22 protein-coding genes and 2 pseudogenes are annotated in these 19,654 nt (G+C 68.9%); 3 read left to right on the top strand and 21 right to left on the bottom strand.

The features are described 5' to 3' along the window. Positions 1 to 6: 6 nt before the first annotated feature. From F1643_RS03700 to F1643_RS03625, 17 genes and pseudogenes are all read right to left on the bottom strand, one after another. On the bottom strand, positions 7 to 912 hold the full coding sequence (locus tag F1643_RS03700; protein ID WP_194910866.1) for a hypothetical protein: 906 nt from the start codon (positions 910 to 912) through the stop codon (positions 7 to 9). Continuing rightward, positions 909 to 3,380, bottom strand: a complete 2,472-nt coding sequence (locus F1643_RS03695; RefSeq protein ID WP_194910864.1) for a conjugal transfer protein TrbE — start codon at positions 3,378 to 3,380, stop codon at positions 909 to 911. The genes F1643_RS03700 and F1643_RS03695 overlap by 4 nt, the downstream gene beginning before the upstream one ends. A 3-nt stretch (positions 3,381 to 3,383) precedes the next feature. After that, complete coding sequence (locus F1643_RS03690; protein WP_194910862.1) at positions 3,384 to 3,716, bottom strand: VirB3 family type IV secretion system protein; 333 nt, start codon at positions 3,714 to 3,716, stop codon at positions 3,384 to 3,386. Positions 3,717 to 3,719: 3 nt separating this feature from the next. After that, entirely contained in the window at positions 3,720 to 5,030 is a 1,311-nt protein-coding gene (locus F1643_RS03680) for a CpaF/VirB11 family protein (RefSeq protein ID WP_255542367.1), read from the bottom strand. Further along, complete coding sequence (locus F1643_RS03675; RefSeq protein ID WP_137106467.1) at positions 5,027 to 5,371, bottom strand: hypothetical protein; 345 nt, start codon at positions 5,369 to 5,371, stop codon at positions 5,027 to 5,029. Before F1643_RS03675 ends, F1643_RS03680 begins: the two co-directional genes overlap by 4 nt. A gap of 16 nt (positions 5,372 to 5,387) precedes the next feature. Continuing rightward, positions 5,388 to 6,866, bottom strand: coding sequence for a type IV secretory system conjugative DNA transfer family protein (locus F1643_RS03670; protein ID WP_194910859.1), 1,479 nt, complete (start codon positions 6,864 to 6,866; stop codon positions 5,388 to 5,390). 11 nt (positions 6,867 to 6,877) lie between these two features. Continuing rightward, a complete protein-coding gene (locus tag F1643_RS03665; protein ID WP_194910857.1) occupies positions 6,878 to 7,225 on the bottom strand; it encodes a hypothetical protein in 348 nt (115 codons plus the stop codon). Continuing rightward, complete coding sequence (locus F1643_RS03660) at positions 7,222 to 7,962, bottom strand: hypothetical protein (RefSeq protein ID WP_194910855.1); 741 nt, start codon at positions 7,960 to 7,962, stop codon at positions 7,222 to 7,224. Before F1643_RS03660 ends, F1643_RS03665 begins: the two co-directional genes overlap by 4 nt. A gap of 357 nt (positions 7,963 to 8,319) precedes the next feature. Beyond that, complete coding sequence (locus F1643_RS03655) at positions 8,320 to 8,829, bottom strand: chromosome partitioning protein (RefSeq protein ID WP_255542366.1); 510 nt, start codon at positions 8,827 to 8,829, stop codon at positions 8,320 to 8,322. Positions 8,830 to 8,890: 61 nt separating this feature from the next. Beyond that, positions 8,891 to 8,974 (bottom strand): annotated as a pseudogene (locus tag F1643_RS22080) (chromosome partitioning protein); the annotation flags it as partial. Continuing rightward, positions 8,971 to 9,204, bottom strand: coding sequence for a chromosome partitioning protein ParB (locus F1643_RS03650; RefSeq protein WP_194911190.1), 234 nt, complete (start codon positions 9,202 to 9,204; stop codon positions 8,971 to 8,973). The gene F1643_RS03650 and the pseudogene F1643_RS22080, both read right to left, overlap by 4 nt. After that, complete coding sequence (parA, locus tag F1643_RS03645; protein ID WP_194910853.1) at positions 9,201 to 9,839, bottom strand: ParA family partition ATPase; 639 nt, start codon at positions 9,837 to 9,839, stop codon at positions 9,201 to 9,203. The genes F1643_RS03650 and parA overlap by 4 nt, the downstream gene beginning before the upstream one ends. 364 nt (positions 9,840 to 10,203) lie before the next feature. Beyond that, positions 10,204 to 10,788 (bottom strand): annotated as a pseudogene (locus tag F1643_RS03640) (replication initiator protein A); the annotation flags it as partial. Between the two features lie 75 nt (positions 10,789 to 10,863). Beyond that, on the bottom strand, positions 10,864 to 11,106 hold the full coding sequence (locus F1643_RS03635; protein WP_194910852.1) for an AlpA family transcriptional regulator: 243 nt from the start codon (positions 11,104 to 11,106) through the stop codon (positions 10,864 to 10,866). Between the two features lie 136 nt (positions 11,107 to 11,242). Further along, positions 11,243 to 11,728 carry a DUF2285 domain-containing protein gene (locus F1643_RS03630; protein ID WP_370540450.1) on the bottom strand — a complete coding sequence of 162 codons (486 nt, stop codon included), beginning with the start codon at positions 11,726 to 11,728 and terminating at the stop codon, positions 11,243 to 11,245. After that, complete coding sequence (locus F1643_RS21850; protein ID WP_219729646.1) at positions 11,712 to 12,014, bottom strand: transcriptional regulator domain-containing protein; 303 nt, start codon at positions 12,012 to 12,014, stop codon at positions 11,712 to 11,714. Before F1643_RS21850 ends, F1643_RS03630 begins: the two co-directional genes overlap by 17 nt. Positions 12,015 to 12,227: 213 nt before the next feature. Next, entirely contained in the window at positions 12,228 to 12,497 is a 270-nt protein-coding gene (locus F1643_RS03625; protein WP_194910850.1) for a DNA -binding domain-containing protein, read from the bottom strand. 113 nt (positions 12,498 to 12,610) lie between these two features. Between F1643_RS03625 and F1643_RS03620 the strand changes: the two genes are divergently transcribed. Continuing rightward, positions 12,611 to 12,883 (top strand): helix-turn-helix domain-containing protein, encoded by a 273-nt coding sequence (locus F1643_RS03620; RefSeq protein ID WP_194910848.1) that lies wholly within the window; start codon positions 12,611 to 12,613, stop codon positions 12,881 to 12,883. Positions 12,884 to 13,234: 351 nt separating this feature from the next. On the opposite strand, the gene F1643_RS03615 is transcribed toward F1643_RS03620, so the two are convergent. Both F1643_RS03615 and F1643_RS03610 read right to left on the bottom strand, forming a co-directional pair. After that, positions 13,235 to 13,411: a hypothetical protein gene (locus tag F1643_RS03615; RefSeq protein ID WP_194910846.1), complete on the bottom strand. Its 177-nt coding sequence runs from the start codon at positions 13,409 to 13,411 to the stop codon at positions 13,235 to 13,237. A 352-nt stretch (positions 13,412 to 13,763) separates the two neighbouring features. Further along, a complete protein-coding gene (locus tag F1643_RS03610) occupies positions 13,764 to 14,060 on the bottom strand; it encodes a DUF736 domain-containing protein (protein WP_194910843.1) in 297 nt (98 codons plus the stop codon). Between the two features lie 455 nt (positions 14,061 to 14,515). Between F1643_RS03610 and F1643_RS03605 the strand changes: the two genes are divergently transcribed. Then, positions 14,516 to 14,734, top strand: a complete 219-nt coding sequence (locus F1643_RS03605; RefSeq protein ID WP_194910841.1) for a helix-turn-helix domain-containing protein — start codon at positions 14,516 to 14,518, stop codon at positions 14,732 to 14,734. A gap of 454 nt (positions 14,735 to 15,188) precedes the next feature. Here F1643_RS03605 and F1643_RS03600 read toward each other — a convergent pair whose 3' ends face one another. Beyond that, positions 15,189 to 15,731, bottom strand: a complete 543-nt coding sequence (locus tag F1643_RS03600; RefSeq protein WP_194910839.1) for a flavin reductase family protein — start codon at positions 15,729 to 15,731, stop codon at positions 15,189 to 15,191. A gap of 380 nt (positions 15,732 to 16,111) precedes the next feature. On the opposite strand from F1643_RS03600, the gene F1643_RS03595 reads away from it, so the two are divergent. Further along, on the top strand, positions 16,112 to 16,936 hold the full coding sequence (locus tag F1643_RS03595; RefSeq protein WP_194910837.1) for a hypothetical protein: 825 nt from the start codon (positions 16,112 to 16,114) through the stop codon (positions 16,934 to 16,936). Positions 16,937 to 17,088: 152 nt separating this feature from the next. Here the strand turns inward: F1643_RS03595 and F1643_RS03590 are convergent, their stop codons facing one another. Further along, positions 17,089 to 19,653 (bottom strand): DEAD/DEAH box helicase, encoded by a 2,565-nt coding sequence (locus F1643_RS03590; protein ID WP_194910836.1) that lies wholly within the window; start codon positions 19,651 to 19,653, stop codon positions 17,089 to 17,091. Position 19,654: the final 1 nt, after the last annotated feature.

Genomic DNA, 19,654 nt, shown 5'->3' with positions numbered 1-19,654 from the left:
CATGGCTCAGCTCCCCGGAGCGCCGTAGGTGTCGAGGCCCTGCCAGTTGATGCGCGTGTGCTGGCGGGCGCGCTCGACGGCGGCCTGCTCGTAGTCGAGCTGGGCCTCCGCCGCCCGGTGGTGGACGGCCTGCATCATCAGGAGCTGGCCGGCGACCTCGGCGTTGAGCAGCGTCGCCTGGGTGCCGGCGTCGATGGCACAGGTCTGGCCGTCGCAGGCCTTCAGCGCCGCCATCAGCGCCCGGGCGCGGGCCGGGTAGTCCTCGATGCCGGTCATGACGTCGGCCGAGACCAGCTTGCTGGCCCGGCTGGAGTCCCGGGCGAGGCGCGCCTGCTCGGCCTGATGCTCCGCCAGGGCCGCGGCGCTCATCCCCTCAGGCAAGTTGTCGGGGTAGAGGTCGGCGAACTGCTGCCCGACGCCATCCAGGCTCCACAGCACCCGGTCCACCAAGCCGGCCGCCCAGCGGGCGTCGCCGAGCCGGACGGCCACTTCGACGCGGGTGTCGAGGTCGGCCAGGGCACGCATGCGGATCATGTTGTCGATCTGGGTCAGCATGTGCGCGGTCTGGGCGATGATCTCGACCTCCTGGCGCTGCACCATCTCCTCGACGATGCGCGGCCGGCTCTCCACGATCGGGCAGCCGGGCGCCTGGGTGCCGCCGTTCCCCGTCAGGCTGGAGCCGGCTCCCACGGCGGCGCCGACCGGGCCGCCGGTGACGTAGCCGGCGACGGCGGACAGCGCGGTGCCGAACAGCCCGTCGCCCTCCTCGGAGAAGCAGCCGCCTCCGCCACCACCGCCGAAGAAGCTGTTGAGCAGCCCGCCCAGGAAGGCGTGGGCCGGAGGCGGGCCGGCGGTCAGGCCGACCGTGAGGGCGAGCGCCGCGGTCGCGGCGCGCAGGGTGCTGGTCCTCATGGGGTTTCTCCTTCATGAAGCGTCTCCAGGGTGTCGGCGGCCTCGGCCAAGCCGTGACGGCGCAGCCACTCGGCGGCGAAACGCTGCGGCCCAACCTCGGTCCTCAGTTCGAAGGCGCGGCGCTTGTGGGCGGCCCCGCCGCAGCCGCAGACCGCCAGGGCGGCGGGATCGAGGGTGAGCTGGCCGAGCCGGCTGCCCTCGGGGGTCTTGAAGAAGACGTCGCGGCGCGGCATGGCGCGGGCGACTTGGCCGGCCTGGGTGGCGTTCAGCCCCCAGTCGCGCAGGATGCTCCGCTTGGCGGCGTTGGGGTCGGCCAGCAGCACCAGGACCTGGATGGTCTTCAGCATCGCCGCGATGGCCGAGCCCTCGATGTCGTCGAGCTGGTGGGTGGCCAGCACCAGGGCGACGTTCTTCTTCGGCCCGCGCCGGCGCAGCTCGTCCAGATCGGCCGGCTGGTGCTTCAGCGCCTTGAACGCCTCGTCCACCAGGAACAGGGTCGGCCGGCCGTCCTCGAACAGCCGGTAGAAGCGGCGGAACAGCGCCTTGATCACCGGGGCGGCGCCGGGGCCGCGGTCGATCAGCGCGCCGATGTCCACCGTGGTCCAGGCGGAACCGAGGAAGCGGTCCTCGGCCGCATCGACGAGGTCGCCGTAGGGACCGCCGCGGCAATAGGGCTCCAGCGCGATGCGGATGATGTTGTCCTGCACCAGATGGGCGAGGTGCGACAGCGTGCGCTCGCTTGGTGGCGAGACCGCCAGCAGGTGCAGCGCCGCGTCCACCGCGTCGCCGGCTTGCGCCGCCGACAGGTTGCCTGGCGCCAGCACGCCCTGAAGGCGCAGCAGGTCCATGACGAAGCCGTGGCCCCAGGCGAAGCCGTTCGGGGTGGCGACGTCGGCCAGCGGCTGCAAGGCAAGGTCGCCGAGCGCGCCGTCGCCGGAACCCATGGACAGGAACTCGCCGCCGGCCGTCCAGGTCGCCACCAGCGACGTGCTCTCGGTGGCATCGACGTCGATCCACACCACGCGCCCATTCGGCACCCGAGCGAGGAACTGGTGGCCCATGAAGGCCAGCACGGTGGACTTGCCGGTGCGCGGCGGGCCGATCACCAGCGCCGCCCCGTCCTGGCCCTGGTGGATGTCGAGCATCAGCGGCGTGCCGCCCTCGGCCTCCAACTGCATCAACGGATCGCATTTGAGATGCGGGTTCCGCTCGGGTCCGCCCCAGGCCGACGACAGGATGAGGAAGTCGGCGAGCTGGACCTGGGTCAGCGGCACCTTGCGCGGGTTCGGGCGCACGTGGCCGGGCAGCGTGCCGTACCACGCCCGCTCGGCCCCCCAGGTCTCCTCGATGACGGTAAAGCCCAGCGTGCGCAGCGCCTTGACGACCTCGCCCCGGCGCTCCTCCACCTCCTCGACACTGCGGCCCCACAGCACGGCGGTGGGCGTCATCCAGCCGGAGCTGGTGCCGGCCTGCTCGGCCTCCAGGCGGGCGGCCTCGGCCTCCAGCGCCTCCATGACGCCGACCGGGTCGTGGCGCAGGGCGGCGTAGCCGCCGACCGCGCGCAGCAGAACGGAGCGCCAGTCGTAGGAGGTGTCGTCGTGCTTGCGCCACAGGGCGGCGAAGACGCCGCGCGCCTGGACGTGGTCCATCGCCTCGAAGCGCACCGACCAGCGGAACTCGAACGGCAGCGTGTCCAGCACGTTGAGCAGGCCGGGGTGGCTGGTCTTGGGATAGCCGCCGATGCCGATCAGGCGGACCGGCCACTCGGCCCCGCCGTTGCTCCAGGCCGGGAACGAGCCGGGCTTGAAGCCGACATCCACGAGGTTGGCCTTGATCGGGAAGCCGGGAATGTCGGGGGCGATGACGTGGCCCTGGTACAGCGGCGAGACGCAGTTGTGCAGCAGGGTCTGCACGCCGTCGTCGTCCAGCATGCGCGCCCAGCCGACGGCGCGGCCGAGCAGGGAGGCGAACTGGAGCACGAGCTGGCGAAACGGCTCGACGTGGTCGCGCATGACGTCCGGCTTGGCGCGCTCCGGCGGGTTGCGGGTGAACCAGGACGCCACGGTGCGGGTGGTGGGCCGGGACGGCGTGTAGGTGATCGCCACGAAGGTGCGGGTGCGGAGCTGCCGGCCGGCGTCGTCGAGGCGGTCACGCCGCTCCCGGTCGATCAGTTCGGAGACCGGGTGTGTGCCCGTGCTGCGGGGATAGCCGGCAACGGTCCGGCGCTGCATCTCGAAATGGAAGGTCCAGCCGCCGGTGAAGGGGAAGAGGACGTTGCCGGCGGCGAGCGCCGTCTGCATCCGCTCGGCCGGGTCCTGGCCGTCCTGGTCGCGCCCGCCGTACTCGACCACGGCCATCAGCGCGCCGTCCTCCTCCAACAGCACCACGCCGGGCCAGACGAAGCAGTCCCACGGCAGGTGCCGCGACAGGGAATCGAAGCCGTCATCGAAGGCGGTCAGGTCGAGCATGCCTCACCTCGGGGCGCGGTAGGACGAGAGGGACAGCGAGCGGCCGCGGGTACGCAGCGCCCGCAGCAGCCAGGCCGAGGCGTTCTGGCGGACGATCTCCAGCCACCAGGGATCGCGACGGGTCAGATAGCGCGCCGTCAGGAAGACGAGCAGGAACCCCGCCACCGCCTGGGGGATGGCGCCCAGCGCCAGCCACAGCTCCGCTGCCAGCCAGACGGCGATGGCCAGCAGCTCCATGGGCACGCCGAGCGGCATCTTGGTCGGCCGCACCGAGGTGCGGCGGACCGGCTTCTCCCAGCCGTCGGGAACGGACGGCGGCGGCAGCGGGGTCTCCACGGCTCAGCCCCCCGCCAGCGCGATGATGGCGTCGCGCGCCCCATAGGCGGCGGCACCGGCCACGGTGAAGACGAACACCACCACCCCGGCGATGCGGGAGAACATCGCCGCGACCAGCGCCAGCAGCAGTCCGGCGGTCACCGCAATCGGCACGAAGTTGGTGTCGAACACCGCCTGCCAGGACAGCAGCTCCGCCCCGAGGTTGGCGATCACCTGGGCGTGCGCCGGCATCGCCGTCCACGCCAGCACCAGCGCCAGGGCCAGTCCCCGGCGCGCGTTACCGTTGCTCTGCATGCTCACCTCCACCGTCAAGTTCCCCACCCCCAGCGGGCGGAGGACGAATCCCCGGTCCGGGTCGAAGCGTTCGACCTGGACGATCTCGTTGACGAAGCGCCGACCTGTGTGGTCGCGGGCGAGGTGCACCACCGCGTGCACCGCCTTGGCGATCCAGCGCATCTGCAAGGCGTCCATGGCGACGCCACCGAGGCCGACCATCTGGGCGATGCGGTCGAGCGCGTCCCAGGCCGAACCGGCGTGCACGGTGCACAGCCCCGGGTGCCCGGTGGTCCAGCCGACCACCATCTGCCGCGCCTCGGCCCGGCGCACCTCACCCAGCACCAGATGCGTCATCGGCACGCGCAGCGCGTTGGCGACCAGCGTCTCCAGGGTGACCGGCGGGTCGGCCCAGGGGTCGGCGACCATGGCGTAGGCGTGCGGGCACGGCGGCTCGAACTCGTAGGGGTCCTGCAACACCGCCGGCAGCCCGGTGAGGAAGGCGGTTTCCTCCAGGCAGGCGCGCAGCAGCGTGGTCTTGCCGGTGTCCACGTCGCCGGCGATCACCACGGTGCGGCGCCCGTCGATCAGGCGGCGGATCAGACGCGCCTGGAGTGTTGTCGCGGCGCCGGACAGCACCCAGTCGTCGAGGGTGATGCGCCCGCGGTAGGGCTTGCGGATCGAGCAGGCCGGGCCGGTGGTGACCGGCTCGATGTCGGCGTGGATCCGCTCGCCGGTCTCCGGCAGCGTGACGTCGAGGGTCGGCCGGTCGCGGCGCAGCTCCTTGCGCTGGAAGCCGGCGACGTAGGCGAGGAAACGACGGACCTGATCGGGATCGGCGTCGCGCACGAACTCCGGCGACGGGCCGTTCTTGACCAGCACCCGGCAGGTGCCCCGCCCGCGCAACGGCGGCAGCACCAGGACGTTGGCGACGTCCTCGCGGGACAGCAGGTCGCCGAACAGCCCATCCATCAGCCGGCGCAGGGCCAGCAGCAGCATCTCGCGCCGTGCCGGCTCGTCGATGACCACCAGTTCGGTCATGGCGTCCCTCCCGGCCGGCGGCCGCGGCGCTTCCACTCCTCCAGGATCGCCGCCCGGGTCTCGGCCACCGCCTCGTCGTCCACCTCCAGGCCGACGTTGAGCAGGGCAAGCTGCGTCACCATCATGTCCTCGATGCGCAGGATGGTGGCCTCGATCTGGTCCTCCTCGACGCGGGCGCGGGCCAGCGCCGACAGGCCGCGGTCGACCACCAGGGCGACGGCCTCGGCGAAGTGGCGCAGCCGGTGGCGCTCCTGGACGATCTCGATCTGCCGGGCCAGGGCCTCGGGGATGCGGGCGGAGATGTGGCGCAGCTTGCCCGGGGTGTCGGCGTCGTGGCTCATGGTGGAGCGGCTCCCTTCACATGATGGTCTTGCGGCGGGACGGGCGGACGGAGCGCGGCGGCTTCGCGGGGACGTCCGGTCCAGCCCCCTGCCCGCCCGGGACGCCGAACCAGCGGTTGGCCTCGGGCCGGGGTGTCCAGCCACGGGCCGGCGGGCCGTAGAAGGGTTTCCAGGCCGGATCGGCGTACGGGTGCAGGCGGGTGGCGCGGATCGGCTTGCCGTAGCCGAAGACGATCAGGTCGTTGCCGTCCATCTCCAGCGCCGCGTGCATCGGCAGCACCGGGCGGCGGTCCACCCGCACCCCGCGGCTGACGGTGGGGAACAGGTCGAGCAGGCCCTTGGAGGTCGAGCGTGTCGGCACCTCCTCGATGGCCTCGCCGACCATTCGGCTGATCCGCTCGGCCTCGTCCGAGGAGTTCGGGCGGAAGACGACGAGGCGGGTGTTGGCGGTCAGTCCCTTGCCGTAGCGCTCCTCGACCTCGCCCAGGCTCTGGGCGAGCAGCAGCAGGCGGATGCCGTACTCGCGGACGTAGCGGATCCATTCCGCGGCCTCGGGCATGCGGAACTGGAGGAACTCGTCGAGCGCCACCAGCAGCTTCCAGCGCCGCGCCCGCCCGTCGTCGGCGAGAGATCGGTCGACGGTGAGGAAGTCGATCATCTGGGTGAGGATCAGGGTGAAGACCCGGCGCAGGCGCCGCGCGTCCATCGGCCGGGCGACGATGTAGAGCGTCACCGGCCGCTCTCCGGCCACGAGGTCGGCAATCGAGAAGTCGCTGGCGGCGGTCTGCGCCTCCAGCACGCTGTCCTCGAACTCGGCGAGCAGCACCGAGGCGGTGACGTAGACGGACTTGCGGTAATGCAGGCTCTTGTCGACCGCCCCGCCCCGGCCGCCCTTGCGGGCCGGCGGGTCCTTCTTGCCGTCCTCGTCCGGCTCGGCATCGGCGGCGACGCTCTTGTCCCACAGCTCCTGGGCGGCGCGCTGCGCGGTCGGGTGAACGCCCTCGGCCAGCATCAGCGTCAGCCCGTCGTCGCCGAGCAGGATGTGCCGGCGCGCCCCGGCCAGCGACTTCTCCCCGTCGGCCGCCGCGGTGAGGAGATAGACGAAGACGCCGGTGAGGTAGGAGAAGGCGGCGTTGCGCCAGTGCCCCTCCTTCTCGCCCTCGGTGAGGATGCGGGCGGCGTGCTGGCAGTCCGGCACCAGATGCGGGCCGGGGCGCACCGCCATCAGCGGGTTGTAGCGGGGACCGCCGGGCCGGGCGAGGTCGAGCACGATGACGTCGCCGAAGCGCTCGCGCGCCGCCCCGCTGTCGCCGGCCATGGCGCCCTTGAAGTCCCAGACGACAGCGCTCTCACGCCAGCCGGCGAACAGGGTGGGCAGCACCGTGGTGGTGGTCTTGCCCGAGCCGGTGGGGCCGATTGCCAGCACCGGCTGCAGGGTGCGCTCGCGCAAGGGGCGGCCGTTCCAGGCGCCGAGGACGATGCAGGAGTCCGTCATCGCCGTCTCCTTCACAACAGGCCGCTGCGGCGGACGTCGGCGCCGTCGGCCCAGCGGCCGGCGCCGAAGCGGGGACCGCGGTCGCCGCGCAGGGCGAGGCCGGCGCGCACCACCAGCGCCAGGGCGGCAGCGGTGCAGACCAGAACGGCGACGGTGACGATCCAGCGGTGACCGGGGGCCAGCAGGCTCCGCCAAGCCAGGAACTCGCCGGGCCAATAAAGCACCATGTCGCCGATGGGCAGCCCGCCGAAGACGGCCGGCCAGCCGAACAGCCAGCCAACCAGCTCGGTGACGACCGCCACCGTCAGCAGCCACACGGCACCGCCACCGAGCAGGGTGAGGAGCAGGGAGCGCGTCACAGCTCGCGCCCTCCGAGGTCGTCCAGGCCGTCGCGCCCGATCTCACGGCCGCGTTCCTCGCGCAGGCGCTGCATGTCGATGAGCTGGCGCTCGTAGGCCTGCCGCTCGCGCTCGTCCATCCACCCCAGCGTCCGGGTGGTGACCTCCACCGCGTCGTGACGGAACCAGTGGGTGACGACATCGCGCTCGAAGTAGAGGTCGCGGTCGTCCTGGACGCCGCGGATCATCACGTGCAGGTGCTGGTTGCCGTCCGGGTGGGCCATGTCGGGCTTGCGCTCGACTGCGGCGACCCACTCGAGTTCCCCCACCCGCCGCTCCCAGGCGGTCATGACCTCGCGGCCGTAGGCCACCATGTCGTCGATGCGGTGGCCGTCGTTGGGGCTGACGATGACGTGGAAGACGCGGCGGTCGTCCGACCAGGATGCTGCGACCTCCCCCTTGTCGATGCCGAGGCGGTCGCGGTCGAACAGCGGGCCGTCCTTGGCGAGGTAGTTGGCCAGCACGGCGACCGAGTTCGGGAAGGCACCGCGGGCGCGGTCATGGTAGAGCAGCTTGACGTTGACCGGACGGGCGTAGGCGTTCGGACTGGCCGGCGCGGCCCGCATCCTGACCCGGCGCTCGGGGCGGCGGACATAGCCGCGGGCGAGCGCCCGGCCACGGTCGGCCAGCGCCTTCATGCGGGCCTTGAAGCCGTTGTCGGCCGAGAGGCCGTCGAAGATCGACCCACGCCACCGCATGCCGGTACTCCTCCGCAAACCGGGACCGGCCCTAGGCCGGCCGGAAGACAAAACCGGGCCGACGATGCGTCGAAAACCACTATCTGACCAGAATTCAAAGGGATTATCGGGACTTCGATGGACATGTTCGCCAATGTTCGCCTCAGAGAGCGCGTACACAGGAAAATCTTATGGAAAACAACGACCACGAACAACGGCGAACCGCCCCTTTATCTTGCTGACCGTTGATTTCTCTTCTTCCGTATGCCCTCACGAAGGCCCGCCGAAGCTTGGGCAACCTGTCCTATTTCCTGTATTTGTGCGCCGTGGTGCGATCGGCGTTCCTTCGTGGGCGACGCGGGCCGCCGCCCTCCCCGATCAGCCCGTCACCGGGACCGATCCCAGGCCGAAGACCTCGGAGACGAGGCCGCGGACGTCGGCCTCGGCCCGCCCGGCCATCTCCAGCTCCGGCACCAGCAGCCCGGTGCTCCGGCTCGTCGCGAAGGCCAGCCGCTGCCGCACCACCGCCGCCGCCGCCGGCAGCCGCAGACCCAGCGCCCCCGCCTCGGTACCCGGTTCCACCAGCATCCCCTCCGGCGCCCGGGTCAGCACCAGCGCCGCCGCCAGCATCGGCTCGGCCGCCAGCGCCTCGACGACCAGCTGCATCGTGGCGGCACAGCGCCCCACCGCCTCCCGGTCCGGCAGGGTCGGCACCAGCACCGTCTCCGCCGCCAGCAGGGCCGCCCGCACCGCTGCCGGCGAACGGGCCGGGGTGTCGATGACCACGTGATCGAAGCTGGTGCCCAGCCCCCACAACCCGCAGCGCAGCTGGGCGCTGGTGATCGTGACGGTGTCGAACAGGGCCGGCAGGTCGTTGCGCCGGCGCATCCCCGCCCCACTCCCGCACGCCCGAGGCGCCATCGACGTCGAGCAGCGCCACCCGCTTGCCTTGCAGGGCCAGCTCGCCGGCCAGGTTGACCGCCAGAGTGGTGCGGCCCACCCCCGGCGCCAGGTTGACCAGGGCGGCGATCATGCCTCCTCCTCCCCGGCGAAGCGGGCTTCCAGCACCTCGCGCAGCAGCGCCGCCATGGTGACGCCGCGCCGGAAGGCGGCGATCCTGATTCGCCCGCGCAGCTCCGGCGTGATGTCCACCGTCAGCCGCGCGGTGTAGACCTCCGCCTTGGCCGGCCTGCCCTCGCCCCGGCGCACCCAGGCGTCGGGCGCACCGGGACGGGCGCCGAAGCCGATCCGCTCCCCGCTCATGGCCCGGTCCCCAGCAGTTCGGCCGCCAGCGCCGCGATCTCGCGGGCCGCGGTGGAGGCCGGCTCGCTCTCGAAGGCCAGCCGGCCGGAGCGCACGCAGCGGGCGAAGACGACGCGCTGGCCGACCGACGCCGCCATCGCCGGCGGCACCACCCCGGCCAGCTCGCGCCGCGCATCGGCCAGCAGCCGGGTGCGGGCGATGCAGCGGTTGAGCAGGAAGCGGGCGGTCAAGCCGGGCCGCCAGCCGCGCGCCTCGTCGAGCAGGCGCAGCAGCTCGGCCGAGGCCCAGGCGTCGAACGGGCTGGGCTGCACCGGGATCAGCACCCGCTCGGCGGTCAGGATCGCCGAGCGCGCCAGCGCCGTCACCCGCGGCGGCCCGTCGATGACCACATGCTCGACCCCGGAGGCCAGGTCGGGCACCTCGCGGTGCAGCGTCTCGCGCGCCAGCCCGACCATGGCGAACAGCCGGGGCAGCCCCTCGCGGTTGCGCTGCTCGGCCCAGTCGAGCGCCGAGCCCTGGGGATCGGCGTCGACCAGCAGCACCCGGTGGCCAAGCCGGGTCAGCTCGCCGGCGAGGTGGAGGGCGAGGGTCGTCTTGCCGACACCCCCCTTCTGGTTGAGGAAGGCCACGATCATCGCGGCGCCCTCCCCGCTCCGGGGACTTATCCACAGGGAGAGGATTCGTGGAGTCAGCCGCCAAGAGTCTGTTATTGTTTAAGTTATATAAGTTATAGGAGCGAATCGGTGAGGCGGGGCAAGGGTTTGACTCCGAGTCGGGGTGGCGTTCTCCCGCGAGTCGGTATAGTGATATCCCGTTTTTAGATAGTTTCGATGTCCCAACATCATTCACAGGTTGCTCACAGGGGGCTGTGGACAGGTTCGCCAAGGGTCGCGCTCGGGAGAACAGCAGGCGCTCCTCACCACCGCCCCGCTCGATGGACAGCCGGTAGCCCGGCAGGCCGGACGCGGCGATCCGCCGGATGTGGCGGGCGAACTCGGCCGGGCGCACCGGACTGCCGCTGCGGGCGTGCAGGCGGTGCAACCCGATGGCGCCGCCGCCGCGCTGCCGGCCGCCCATCTTGCGCACCAGCCGGTACAGCCAGCGCGCCACCCCGCCGGTCAGGGCGAAGTAGCCGGGGTCGAGCGTCAGCACCTGCCGGTCGTGCACCGCCGTGAACAGCCAGTCCGGCAGCGTCAGGCGGACCCCGGCCGCGGTCGGTTCCCACCCCTCCAGCCAGCAAAAACGAGCCGGTCCCTGCGGCCCGGCGCGCAGCGTGGTCTCGACGCGGGTGGCCGCCAGCCGGTCGAAGGCGGCGCGCAGCAGCGCGTAATCGTGCCGGCCAATGCCGCGGCCGAGGAAGCGCAGAAGCGGGTACGCCGGGGTTTCCAGATGCCGGCCGGGCGTCCGGCCGGCGTCGAGGGCCTCGGTCAGCTGGCTGACCGCCCAGACCAGCACGTCGGCGTCCCAGAGGGTGGCGATGCCGAGGTCGCCGGCCGGCTCGACCCGGATGCGCACCGCCCCCTGCTCGAAGACGATGGGCGCCCGGCGCGGGGATTTGGCGAGGCTGAACCACGGCCAGACCATCAGGTCGGCGACGTCGCGCACCGCGATGTCGGCGCGGCGGGCGGAAAAGCGAGGGTCGTCCATGCTCGCCTCCCCTCAGCGGCGGGCCGGCCGCACGGTGGCGGCGCCGGGGTCGGAGGTGGAGGTGCGCAGGCCCCGGTCGGCCCAGGCCTTCAGGTCGTCGAGCGCGTAGACCACGCGCCCTCCGATCTTGCGGTAGCGCGGGCCGGTGCCGTAGACGCGGTGCTTCTCCAGCGTCCGGCCGGACAGGCCGAGAAAGTGCGCGGCCTCGGCCGTGCGCAGGAAGCGTTGCGGCAGGTCGGCGGCGGTGTCGTGCATGGTCGAGCCTCCGTGTTCCGGAGCGCGCCGCCGGGAGTGGCGGTGCGCGATGGCGGAAGGCTCGCGGAAACACGAAAGCGCCGGGGAGGGGAAAGACCGGAGGGGCCGGAGTCCCCCGGCCCCTCCCCGCGGCGGTCTACCGCTGGCCGCGCCCGAGGCGGCCGGCCAGCAGGTCGCGGTAGCCGCCGGCCATCAGCCGCCGCCCGCGGCGGACTAGGTAGCGGACCTGGTCGCGCAGGGGGCTGGAGCGGAACCAGTCGGCCGCCACCCGCTGCGGACCGAACACCGCCTCGGCGGTGTCGCGCAGGCTGGCGCCGGCCAGGGCGGCGTCGAGCGCCTGCAGGGCGTGGCGCAGCAGACCGGTCTGGATGGGCGTCAGCTCGGGCGGCGGCCGGCCCGCCATCAGCGCCGCCAGCCGCTCGATCCCGGCGACCTGCGGCGCCCGCGGCCGGTCGAACGCCACGGTGGCCCACAACGGCGTCCCCGGTGCCGGCAGGTCGGCCGCCAGGATCAGGAAGCGCCGCTCGCGGGCGCCGTCGGCGATCACCACGTGGAGGCCGTCCGGCGTCGCCAGCACCGCCCGCCGTCCCGGCCCGGCCAGCGGATCAGCGTCCGGAGCCACAAGGGTTCGTCCCACAGGAACCAGGACCAGCTGCACCAGGTCCGGCAGCAGATCCGGCGTCCAGAAGATCGCCGTGTCGTGGGCGCTCCGGTCCGGGTCCTCGGCGAAAGGACAACCCCCAGCGCCGGCCGACGGCGGCGTGCTCGGCCGAGCGCGGCGCGGCGGCCCGCGTCCCGGCCCTGTACTCGGGATTGCGGCGCAGGAACTCCCACGCCCAGCCCGCCACCGGCAGCGCTGCCGTGTCGGCGTAGGCGGCGGCGGACCGCCAGTCTCTCGTGCCTGTCATGAAACCGTCCTCGTCATGGATGAAGGGACGGATGCGCATCCAAACGCTCAGGTTGCGAAGCGCCGACCGCACCGGTAGGCCGGCGCGGCGTATCGGGGGATCGATGCAACCGGCACACCCCGATCGAAAGGGGAGGAAGCGCTTGATCGGACAGGAAAAGAGCCGCCCAGCCGGCGTTCGGCACTGCCGGACGCGCCGGACGGCAATGGCGGCTTAATTCGAAGCGAGCAGATGCCGGTAGCCGCTTTCGGTCATCCAGCGGGCGCGGGCGAGATGGCTGGCGTGGGCACGCCGGGCGCGCTCGGGCTCCTCGTCCGGGTCGATGCGCAGCACGATCCGGGCGACCTCGTCGGGGTCAGCGCCATCCGCCGCGGCGTCGAGCAGGCGCAGGTAGGTGACCAGATGCAGCCGGTCGTAGTCGGTGAGCGTCTCGCCGGTGGGCGCCACGTCGAACACCGGCGCGTCGATGCGCGGCTTCCTCATGGGCAGGCTCCTTTCCGTTCGACGCTGAAGACCACCCGGCAGCCGGGGGCCGGCGTCGGAATGGTATATGTATCCCGTGGAGACTTTTCCCGCAATGGGGCTCCATCCTGGCGATGGAGGACCTGCCCGACATACTGGCCGCGAACATCCGGCGCCTGCGGCGTGAGCGCGACATCACGCAGGAGGAACTCGCGCATATCTCGGGCATCGACCGCAGCTACGTCGGCCAGATCGAGCGGGCCGAGCACAAGGCGAGCGTGGTGACGCTCGGCCGGCTGGCGCGGGCGCTGAAGGTGCTCCCCGGCGATTTGCTGGCGCTGCCCCCCGATCACCCCTTCCTCTCCGAACTGGCCGGCCCCACCCAAGACGGTGACGGCGGTGCGTGACGACATACGTGGGTAGGACGCCACGTTTCCGCCATCATTGCTTTTGGGGCGAAAGGGTTGGCAATACCAACGGTTTCCGGGAGAGGTGCGTGACTTTTTAGGCATATGCCGGCCAATCGGGGCGGTGGCCGGGGGCATTGCCGTGTTCACGGCGATCCGGAGTCCCGGATCGGCGGATGTCCGGATCGCCGGTTCTCCGTAAATCCGGGTGTGGAAGGGGCCGTGCTCCTGAGCAGCGACCAAGGGTGATCACCGGCACGCCGCCGGACAGCCGGATGGCGAAACGGAGCGCGCCGGCAGGCGTCCTCCGGCCGCACGGCGAGGCTCCCGGCCGCGACGCACGGCGCTGCCTCAGGCGGGCGGCGCATCCGCAATGGACACCGCCGCATCGGCGGCGCGGTCCATCCTCGCCTGCCGGGCGAGGAGCCGATCCAGTTCGGCACGGGCCTGGGCGCGTTCGCGGCGTGTCAGGGCACAGGACGCCAGCTCGGCCCGCAGTTCCCTGACCTGGTCGTGGATGGTGAGCATCGGTCCCTCCTCTGGTTTTGAAGACGAGGGAGCGTCACGATGCCGGGGCGGTCCGGGTCGAGGATCGCCGCAGGCGACCGGCCTGCCGGCGAGCGGGGGAGCCAAAAGGCGCAGCCTTTTGGGGGGACCACTCGTTCTCGAGGCGGGCCGCCCCGGCATGGTAGGCTGGGACATCCGAAGAGACAGACGGACCTTCGGGAGCACAGGGGCCACCCCGTCTTGGCCCGCGATCGGTCGCACGGCGATCACGGCCATCATGAGCTGCTGCGGTCGCGTGTCGCGTTCCAGCACGTCCGCATGCCCCGGAGCCGGGTGCGGCGCCCCAGAGGAGCGCCGCACCCGGCGGCCGGCCTCAGCGGGACCAGATCAGGGCGTAGCCGCCGTCGACCTCGACCAGACTGGCATAGATCGGGGCGGGGAAGCTCGGGTCGTCCAGCTTGACCGAGTGGTAGTCGCGGCCGGTCTCCTTGGCGGTCTTGCGCCACCCCGCGCCGATCTCGATCCCATTGCTCTGGGCGCGCAGGTCAGGAGCCTTGTCGCTGTCCTTCGTGGCCGGGACGAAGCGGGCCTTGATGTTGAGGGTGAGCGTCTTGATGGTCCCGGTGAAGGAGCCGTCGTCGTTGCGGGTGAAGGTGCCGATCTGAGCCATGGTCGTCTCCGTCGCTGGGTTCGGCCGCGACCACCGCGGCCTTGATGGCGATCACAAGGGCGCCGGGCGACCGGCCCGCACGCGCAAGGGCCGCAGCGCAGCGGAGGACCGGCGGGAGCCGAGCTTCTTGTCGCGCGAGGAAGCCGCGCGCAGGCATCAGCCGAGCACGGCGGGGAAGAAGGTCGGCTCCCGCCGGTTGCGGGATCGAGGTGGGGCTGCCCCGCAGCCGCACCCGGCGTCAGGGTCGTCAGCAGGAAAGGCCGCCTTGGTCGAGCCGCGAGCCGTTCAGTCGGAGACGACCCCGCTCACGGCGCCGTAGCGTAACGCTCGATGCAGCCTTGCCGGAAGCGGCGCGGTTCCCCGGCCACATGTCCTCGGTCCGGGAGAAGGACCGTGAACGGCTCCCGCCCGCCGTGGTAGCGTCGCCCGATGAGCGATTCGGCGGAGATGGATGCATGACCCCGGAGCGGTGCCGGTTCTTCCGGCGTCAACTGGGATGGTCGCAGGAAGCCCTCGCCGAGAAGGCGACGCTGTCGGTGTCGGCGGTGCGCGCCTTCGAGCTCGGCAGGGGCTCATCGCGGGGCTACGTGCCGGGCAGCATCCGGCGGGCCTTCGAAGCCGTGGGGATCCGCATGGACAGCGACGAAGCACCGCGAATAGCCACGGCGGATTGAAACCTCCAGGCACAGGGAATGGCTGGTAGTGGACGATCGTCACGGGAAGGCGCCAGAGGTTGACGATGACAGAATGTCTTGGGGAACACCTGATAGCCCCATCACTGTTGGGATCGCCCTGCGCCCGGAACCGGGTCCTGCCGTTGCCGCCCTTACAGGAGGAAGGCACGTCGCGGGAGATGCGCCAGGGATCGAAGACCGTCAGGTTCGAGACTCCGCAGGAGGCTCGATTTACGAGAGCCCGGCGCGCGGGCTTGCCTGCGCGGGCGCCACATCGCCTCGGTCACGAAGGACCCCGGTTACCCTATGCCGGATAACGGGAGCGGCGGCCTTTGCACCGTCGGAACGTCCGCAGGGCGCGCATTCCTGGGGATGCCCCCTGCCCATGGCACAGCTTCGGCCGACGAACGCCACCATCCGCGGTATAGGATTAGCCCGGGGCGGTCAGTGTGACCTACACGCCGCCCGGGAGCTTGGACCGCATCGCCTCTCTCCGGTCGAAACGCCGGCCATCCGCCACGAACGTGCCGTCGCCAACGGCATGGATCAGCCTCTTCTCCTTACGGCTGCCGTCGACATGGGCGGCCACGCCCTGGAGCACCACGGTGTGGTGGCGCCCGACGATGTCGGCGACACGGCATTCGATGTTGGCGAGGCACTCGGCGATGAGCGGCGCCCGGACGTGCTGCGCCTTCACACGAGTGAGCCCGAACCTCTCAAACTTGTCCATGTCCGTCCCCGAGCAGGTTCCCACCCCGACGACGGTGTCGAGGAGATCCACCGTGGGGATGGCGATCACGCACTCCTTCGTCTTGGTGAGCGCAGCGTAGGAGTGGTTCCAGGCTCCGGTGGTGATGGCGAACTTCGCCGTGAAGTCCAGCACCATCGTCCAGGAGATCGTCATCACGTTGTCGGTGTGGCCGTCGCTCGTCGTCACCAGGACGACCGGTCCCGGCTCGAGCAGCGTGAACGCCTTGCCGATCGGCAGCTCTTCCAACCCTGCCTCCCTCCCGCAGACGATGCGTTCCGGCAAAAACTGTAACACGGAGAAGGCGGCGGACTCCGTGGACACGGGAGGCCCGCTGCACACGACGTCTTGACTACGCCGGCAATGCATGCCGGTCAACGCCCGCTCAGCGCCCACAGCCTCTCCACCGCGGAGGCAATCGCGTATCCGCGCGGGCGCCATGTCGACCGGCAACGAAGCGCCAGGAACAGACATGTGGTGGCCAATCAGGCTCGGCCGTTTTCGACAAAGAATCGACCTTCGTGCCTATAATCAGTATGTTTAGTGTTAGTGGGCGGATGTGCCTAGCTAGGCCAATATCGACGACTTGACGGCGGCTGCAAACGGCTAGTGACAGATCGGAATGGTCAATGGGAAATTCTAACATCACGACAGAGCGGGTCAAAGAATATAGGCGCCAGCGCGAATTGGCTCGAAAATATCAGGATAAATTTGTTATCTTTATCGATATACTTGGCTTTGCTGATTTTATCGGCCGCTCCGATACCGACCCTGCACTTACAGAACGAATCTACGATGCGCTTACCGAGGCCCCCTTCTCGAGTCCAATACATGGACCACCAGCATACCCTAAAGGACTCAGCTACTCGCCTCACACTGTCACCAACTTTTCTGATTCCCTCGTTATATCGGCGACTCGAAGCGCCGAGGGCCTCATGACTGTTTTGGAAATGGGACGCGCGTTTGCATGCGTGTTGCTTCAGTGTGGTTTGTTAACCAGAGGAGGAGTGGCAGGTGGGCATCTAATCCATGAGAAAGGATTGATTTTTGGGCCCGCACTGGTCAGTGCATATCATCTTGAGAGCAAGAGTGCCCGGTTCGCGCGCATCATCCTTGATACAGAGTGCGTGAAGCTATGTGAGGCTGAGAAAAGCTGCGGCACACCGACTTCCGAATATTTTGAAAAGACCGTTAGACGAGATAACGATGGCGTATACTATCTCCATGTTTTGCGCGAATTGGAGGAGGATACGCTGAGCGGAAAAATACACGATATGCAAGAATCGTGGTGGGCAGAAGCAAAAAAGACAATCCAAATTTATCTTCAGAATTCCGTAGGCAAGCCTTACAGGGAGAAATCAGAATGGTTCGCCAAATACTATAATCGCTGCATTGGCGAATATGACAAGCAGGAAACACTCCCTGGTTGGCGTCAGTTTATAGATATTTCTTAGTATATGTATTGCTTGAACTTTGAAGTATGAGTGTCCGCTTTGGGTTATAAACCGCCCTTCAAGCAGCGCGGCTTTGCGCCGCTTGTGAGATTTCGGCCTAGTCTACATCAGCATGCGTACTTCCGGTTCTAATTGGAACTCCAACCTCCATATCAGTGGGCATCATCGTCGGATGTCTCCACAGGCTTGTCGCCTCGAACCCCGAGAATCTCCTCCAGCAAAAGAGCTGGAAGGCCGTAGGTTTCTACAGGAGCTCGGCGAAGCCACTCCAGCGCCTCTTCCGCGCCTAGGTCGCGGGATGGGGCATGAGGGGTCAAGCGGGTTGCGGTGGCGCGGGACAGATTGTGGGACATGAGGCTGAGCGTCGTCTTGTCGGATGCCCCGAGTTCCAGGAACAGCGGGATGGATGGAAGTGATTTGGCGACGTCAGGAAGCCCGACGTTTTGTAGCACCTCGGCAAGTACGGCACCGTAGCAGCTGAACAATCGGACGCATTGGTAGCGCACACGCTTCTCGACAAGTTCGAGCGTGTCACGAACGACCTCACGGCGGTCGCGATCAGGATTCCGACGCAGCTGGTTCTGGACGATCTGAGGAAGCGGTCTTCCCCGCATCCAGAATAAGGCGATGAGGGCGAGGAAGCGATGTAGGAGCGAGGTGTCCGGTCGCCCCTGCATGACCTTGTGGCAGATTTCGAGGATGTCGGCGTAGGACTGGTATGCCTCGCGGTCGTTTGGATGTTTCGGAACCAGGGCCATGGCGGCCTCAGGAGACCTCTCCGCGCGGGAATGCAGACTGCGGTAAAGAGCCTGTTGCCTGTGCGGCGAGATGTTTGGGCTTATGCGCAGGACGCTGGCAGGCAGGGTGATATCAACGGCTGCTTCGGCAATTGCCTTTTGCAGAGCCAGCGAGTCCGGTGTCGCATCGCCAAAGGCAGGGATGCGGTTCAGCATCTTCGGCAGGCCGCCGGAGAAATATTCATGCAGCAGCCGGCCGAAGACGGCATCGACGTGGTCGATCTCAGTTCGCTGACTTTCGGGCTGTTCGACGACGCGCAACAGGTCGGCTCCTTTCTGGAGAACGCCTGCCTCTATCGCAGGTACGATTGTGGCGTCGCGGGCTTGTTCAAGCGGCTTCTTGTGCCAGTTGTCGTAGTCAATGAGGAAGATGTTGCCCTGAAACTCCTTCATCAGCCGCCCTGCCCGTCCGACTAGGTTCCAGAAGTCGACCGCCTCCAGCGGCACCCTGTCCCCCTTCTGCGGGCGGCAAAGGAAGAGGTTCTTGGCTGGTAGATTGACACCCTGCAGGAGGGTCGTGGTGCATACAAGATAATCGATGTCGCCCCGTGCGACCGCCTCTTCGACGGCCGTCCGAATCTGCGTCGGCATGTTAGAGTAGTGGAAGGCGACGCCCTTCTTCACGCACGTCACGAGCGCGTAAGACCAATGGACCGTCTCCGCCGCAAGCTGGGCGAGCGCCTGCCTCCGTGGCGTCGGCGGCCCATTAAGCTGGTCGGCGATCTCGAGCGCGATGGTTTCGGCGTCGCCTGCGCCGTTAGCGTAGACGATGTTAGACGCGCCTCTGCCAAGGTGGATCGCGAGATTCACCAATTTTTCGACGCGGGTCACGGAGCGGCGGCCCAAGGCTAGACGACCGACCTCGGTCAGCGCACGCGCCGCCTCGACGTAGTGGAGGGTCAAGTCGCCGGCCTCAGCGTTATCGAATGCCGCGACCAGAAAGTTTTGGGCGACTGTGGGGTCGCCGCTGGGAAGGGTGTCTATATCGGTCAAATCGAACATCCGCCCGAAGACGTCGAGGTTCCGAATGCTGGGGCTGGCGAAGAGGAGCTGGGCCGTGGGTAGGCGTTGCAGCAGATCGTCGACAGTCCATTGTAAAAGTACGCCCCGGGCACCGTCGCCGACCGAATGCGCCTCATCGACGATGATAACCTGCGCGCGGAAGGCAGGGTGGGCGCTCAGCATCATTCTGAGTCGCTCCTGGGTCAGGACATAGACGGCACGCCCAGACAGAGGCTGTCCCGACTCGATCGGAACAGTGATCACATCTACTTCGCCCAGAGTTCCGCCGTCGCCGGCGAGAAGTTTGCGTATGTCAGCAGAAACCTGCGCAATAAGAGCACGAGTCGGAACGATATAGACAACGGCAAGAGAACCAGCTTCCTCCAGGCGCGATACGATAAAGTTCTGAAGGACGAAGGATTTGCCTGCCGAGGTTGGCGCCGCAATTGCCACGCGTTTCCCTTGGTTGAGACGCCGCCAAAGACCGAACTGGTAGTGAGTAAGCAAGATCGGTCGACCGCGATGGGTCACGGTGCGGCGATCCGAAACGACTAATTCTTCGGTGATGAGGCTGGCTGGCAAATTAGGCATGGCGTCGCGGATCGAGGGGCGCGTAGCCATGGCAGGAAAGTTGCTTAGGCGTGCCAGGACGACGCGCGCCGCCTGATCGAGTGGAAGTTCCGATGCGCCGTAAAGATCGAAGGCAGACGTTATCGAGCGATAGGCTTGCTCACGATGATCGGAGATGGCCGAGCACGCCAGAATGGCCGAGGCCTGTACAAGGCGAACCACCTCTTCGAGGTCGGGGCGGCCATCCCGCGTGACACCAATGTCGTGTGCGAGCCATGCCCGTTGTAGTCGCCCCGCCGCGGCGTGGAACGCGGGATTGGCCCAGACCTTGTCTGCGAGCGCCTGCATC

Origin of the sequence: Azospirillum sp. INR13 (genome assembly GCF_015390205.1) — a bacterium.
Lineage (GTDB): Bacteria > Pseudomonadota > Alphaproteobacteria > Azospirillales > Azospirillaceae > Azospirillum.
The sequence above is the reverse complement of the archived record's forward strand: the minus strand, read 5'-3'. Positions and strand labels throughout refer to the sequence as shown.